Origin of the sequence: Lactiplantibacillus fabifermentans DSM 21115, assembly GCF_000498955.2 — a bacterium.
GTDB lineage: Bacteria > Bacillota > Bacilli > Lactobacillales > Lactobacillaceae > Lactiplantibacillus > Lactiplantibacillus fabifermentans.
The window spans coordinates 1-4547 of sequence record NZ_AYGX02000153.1; the positions used below are offsets into that span (position 1 = coordinate 1).

Annotated in this window: 4 protein-coding genes; all 4 read right to left on the reverse strand. The window is 46.2% G+C overall.

Annotated elements, in window-relative coordinates; translation table 11 throughout:
• Positions 1 to 535: 535 nt before the first annotated feature.
• Positions 536 to 1927: a glycoside hydrolase family 1 protein gene (locus DY78_RS12655; protein ID WP_024624822.1), complete on the reverse strand. Its 1392-nt coding sequence runs from the start codon at positions 1925 to 1927 to the stop codon at positions 536 to 538.
• Positions 1928 to 2169: 242 nt separating this feature from the next.
• Positions 2170 to 2673, reverse strand: a complete 504-nt coding sequence (locus tag DY78_RS12660; RefSeq protein WP_024624823.1) for a DUF2798 domain-containing protein — start codon at positions 2671 to 2673, stop codon at positions 2170 to 2172.
• Between the two features lie 500 nt (positions 2674 to 3173).
• Positions 3174 to 3416: a cytochrome b5 domain-containing protein gene (locus DY78_RS12665; RefSeq protein WP_024624824.1), complete on the reverse strand. Its 243-nt coding sequence runs from the start codon at positions 3414 to 3416 to the stop codon at positions 3174 to 3176.
• Positions 3417 to 3788: 372 nt separating this feature from the next.
• On the reverse strand, positions 3789 to 4328 hold the full coding sequence (locus tag DY78_RS12670; RefSeq protein WP_024624825.1) for a PTS glucose transporter subunit IIA: 540 nt from the start codon (positions 4326 to 4328) through the stop codon (positions 3789 to 3791).
• Positions 4329 to 4547: the final 219 nt, after the last annotated feature.

Genomic DNA, 4547 nt, shown 5'->3' on the forward strand with positions numbered 1-4547 from the left:
GAAGCTGATCTTTTTTGTCCGAACAGCGTTCGGATTAATTTTACAATCTACCTTACACCTTAATAAATATTCAGAAAAAACATCGAACAACAACCATAAATGGTGCGGCCACAAACAAAATCGTAGTCGCACCATTTTATACAAAAATCAATTTAGTTGGGCGTCAGTGATAATGGGAGACGCCGGGTAAGTGCGTTAGTTCGACACGATTTTGGTCGAGCTTACGGCACCGACATTTTTGGAAATTCTTACTTGAAGTCGATTATCAACGGCTAGTTTTTGATTAGCCCAGCCGCTATTGAAACCGCCTAGATCCAATTTCATCTATTTTGAAACTAGGATGAAATTAGTAGTTGGCGGGCCGTAATGGAATCGTCCTGAAAGTGGCGTTAACGGGCGTTTTTTGGCCGTTTACACCACGGACGTCTTTTGAGACCTGACCTTTGGGCTCAAAAGCGAGGTTCAAGACGTTTCTCAAGCTTGGACCGGTCCCAGGACGATGGAATTACGGTTCGCCAACTGCGGCAATTCCTAATTAATTTTCAAACTGATTCGTCCGACTGAGTTCGTTGAACCACCCGGCCGACTTTTTCAAGGTCTTCGTTTGCGTATGAATATCATCACGAATCAAGCCGTAACGGTTGTGGTAAGCATGGTTCCATGACCAGCAATCAATCCCACTCCACACAAAGTAGCCTAAACAATTAGAACCGGCATTGATACCCTTAACGAGCGCCGTTAGATGTTCTTTCATGAAGTCAATCCGGTAATCATCTTGCACGATACCCTTTTCGTCCATGAAGCGTTCTTCACCGGCTACCCCCATGCCATTTTCCGAAATGAACCACGGAATATTATGGTAGTTTTCACGAATGTTATTCGCAATATCAGTCATCGCGGTTGGGTAAATTTCCCAACCACGGTCGACATTCATCACGCGCCCCGGCATTTCATATTCTTTGAAATAAATGTCGGGTAGCCAAGGTTGGAGGCTGGTTGGTGAAATATCCGGCCGTTGGACCCGGAATGGATGGTAATAGTTCACCCCTAAATAATCGACAGGATTAGCAGCGATTATCGCTAATTCCGCCGGCGTACTATCCCATAAAACGCCATCCCGCGTGAAGCGCTCGACCAATTTATCCGGAAAATGTCCTAAAACGGCGGGGTCTAAGAACAAGTTGTTCGACCACTGTTCCGCAAAATCGGCTGCTTCCACATCGGCTGGATCATCAGAAGCCGGATAAGCCGGCGTTAAGTTCAAAATAATCCCAATGCGTTTTTCCGCGGCGGGGCAAATTTCATGGAACTTCGCAATTGCTTTAGCCGACGCCAAGTTCATGTTATACGCCACTTGCACGGCTTTCGGGCCGTCAACGACTTGCGGATAGTGCCAGCCATATAAATATTGGCCATCGACGACCACTTTAGGTTCATTGAACGTGAACCAATCATCGACGCGGTCCCCGAACAGTTCAAAACATTGCGTCGCAAATTTCACAAATAAGTCAACGACGTGTTTGGATTCCCAACCACCGTACTTATCGTAAAGTTCCACCGGCAAATCAAAATGGTGCAAGTTGATATATGGTTTGATATGGTGGGCCAGCATCGCATCAATCACGTGATTATAAAATGCCACGCCGTCGTCATTTAAGCTAGCGGTTTCAAAATCATCAATCAAACGGGTCCATTGAATCGACGTCCGCAAACCTTTAATGCCCGCTTGTTCCATTAATGCTAAATCATTTTCGTAGTCATTATAAAAATTGGAAGCCGTATCCGGCCCCACCCCAGCATCAAAGGCACTGGGTTCAGTCGCAAACCAGTAATCGAAGACATTTTGATGCTGCTTGTGAAAGTTACCTTCCGTTTGGGGACCCGATGTCGCAGCGCCCCACATAAAGTTGTCAGGAAAAGTTGGCATGGATTGGTGATCTCCTCTATTAGATATATTTAACGGCCTCAAAATGGCACCGTTTCCATACGCCCGATTATACCTTATTTATCCCGTGATTACCCGGATTATCACCATTTTCTTACTAGTGGTTGCCGATAACGGCACGCAAAAAAAGTGAGCCAATTACCAAGAATGGTAATTGAACCCACTTTTTAGTGACTGGCCCATTTTCGTGATGCCAGCCGTTCCTCAAAACTGAGAATTATTTCTTAATCTTCTTCAGCTTCCGCCGCATCGCTAGCGTTAGCTGTGGCTTGTTGCATTTTACCGAGTACGCCGCGGGCAATTGGACCCACGATGATAAGTTGTAACGGTAAAGCGACAATCAAGTTAAAAATCCAAGTATGACCGTACGTGGCAAGCACGTGACTCCCGGTCAATTCACCTTCCACCGCAATCCCAAATAGGGACATGCAAGTTACCATGCCTAAGACCATTAAAACGGAGATCGTAATCCCGATTAAAACCGTCTTTTTACGCATGTAATCATTAATGATATATTTGAAAGCCAAACCTTTGGCAATTGGTCCTACGACCAACAAGTCTAAAATGATTGCCACTAATAACCCCAGTGGATAGCCGCTCAAAATGGCGAGGACTAACCCGTTAGTGAAGCCTTGCGCTAACGTGACATTATAAGCCGTCATAACAAAAACCATCAAACCGGCCATAATTGCCGTAAACACAACTTCTTCTTTTAAATTACGTGGCATAAAAATTAAACACTCCTATATAATTAGTATCGAATGTCACTATAGCACGCGCGAATCAAGCTTCGTAAGTAACAATTTGATGACAAATTATAAAGCGGTTTCGTCTCCATTCAACGTCAGCCACACTATGTTCCAGTCAACATGCCACACCTATTAAACCATCATTTTCCATTAAACGATTTATATAATCGGTTTGCATGCTCGACACCACATAAAAAATCGTCCCATCCTTCGCAGCTAGTAGACTCATTGTTAGTTTTGAGTCTAGCCACTAGCACACTGGGGTCGCACCGTGTCGATGTTCTTAGCGCGGGTAGTTTCTGCGCTTAGAACATGGGTCGTGTTGGTAGACTTGCGGGTTTGGCAAGGCTGCCAACCGCCTCAGTGACCGCTTTTTGGCGCTGAGGGTTGCCCCACGGTGTGACCCCAGTGTGCTAGTGGCGGCACTACAATCATGACCATAAAAAAAGACCAGTCCGCGACTGATCTTAATTGCTTGGTTAAGCTTCAACGTACTTGCCAACGACATTCAAGTTTTTTAAAACTTTACGCCCATGTGGTGAGTGTTCGTCAATGACGGCGGTGAGTTCTTGCCCAGCTAGGTTACCGTGGTGCTTGCCACCAGCCCAGGCAGCGACACCTGTTACATCATAAACGACGCCATCCACTGCTACATAAGCGGGTTGGCCATCTTGACCATTATATTTTGCTAATTCTGCCTTATTAAAAGTTGCTTCACTCACTACGAATCACTCCTTCACAGTTTTCCTAATAGTAAACTGTGCTGCCATAAAAATGCAAGTAATCCGCTTTCAGCTCGCACTAACAATCCCCCAACTATTAGCGCCAGTCACCTAACTTTTTTGGCCACTACGTCAGTGACACGTGCTCGCAAGTCACGTATCCAGTCAAGTACGCCCGTCAAGGCTACCAAACGATTGTCACGGACGGTCGGTACTTGGTTTTAACTTTTCATCATACGTTGATGATGCCCCGCGCGGTCCGCAACCGCTCTTGACCTCAGCCACTGCGATTTACCTTCTGCTTAGGCCCACTAACCGTCTCTCCAAGACCCCGCGGAAATACGGCGGTTCTGCGACCAGCTTGGAACCGGCCTAAGCAACGGCTGATAACTGCGGCGGGCCAATCATCGCAATACGATGATTGGCAGCCATATTGAGCGTAATACTCGTGATAACGGTTCCAATTGAACGCACTTGGTTACTAGCCGACAACAAACTAGCGTGCATGCGCGCGATGGCCGCCATAATCGTTGGCGTTGCAGGAATTGGCGCCTTAGCCCGTGGAACTACGGTCGTTTCAACTACGGCCAGCGGTTGCCCGGCACTCACGCGATCGCCCACTTGTACGACTAAATGAAAGCGCGCCTGAGTCCAGCTTCCTAAGGCCAAACCAAAGTGTAAATTCACGACTAACCCCGTTGACGTACAAAATCCTAGCACTTGTCGTTGATTGGCAATCATCGTTACAAACCCTGCACATGGTGCGACGAGTTGACTGGTCTGTGGAATCAACCGCTGCCGGTGCGTCACTAAGCCCGCCGAAAAGACGGCTTCGGTGACGGGACTGATCCACAAACGCTGGCCAGCAAAGGGCGCGACAATCGGAATTAAATGACTAGTCGTAAGTAACATGGTGCCAAGCTCCTTTCAACGGTTAGTTCGTCAAAATACTTTGTCAACAATTTAATTATTCAATCACAAAGTTGTGCAAAATCGAATTAAAAGGTTGACTTCCCAGATAACTTTCACGTAGACTTTACCATATTTTTCACCAAAAATCTGTTACAAAACATTGATTTATGGTAGATTGTAAAATTAATCCGAACGCTGTTCGGACAAAAAAGATCAGCT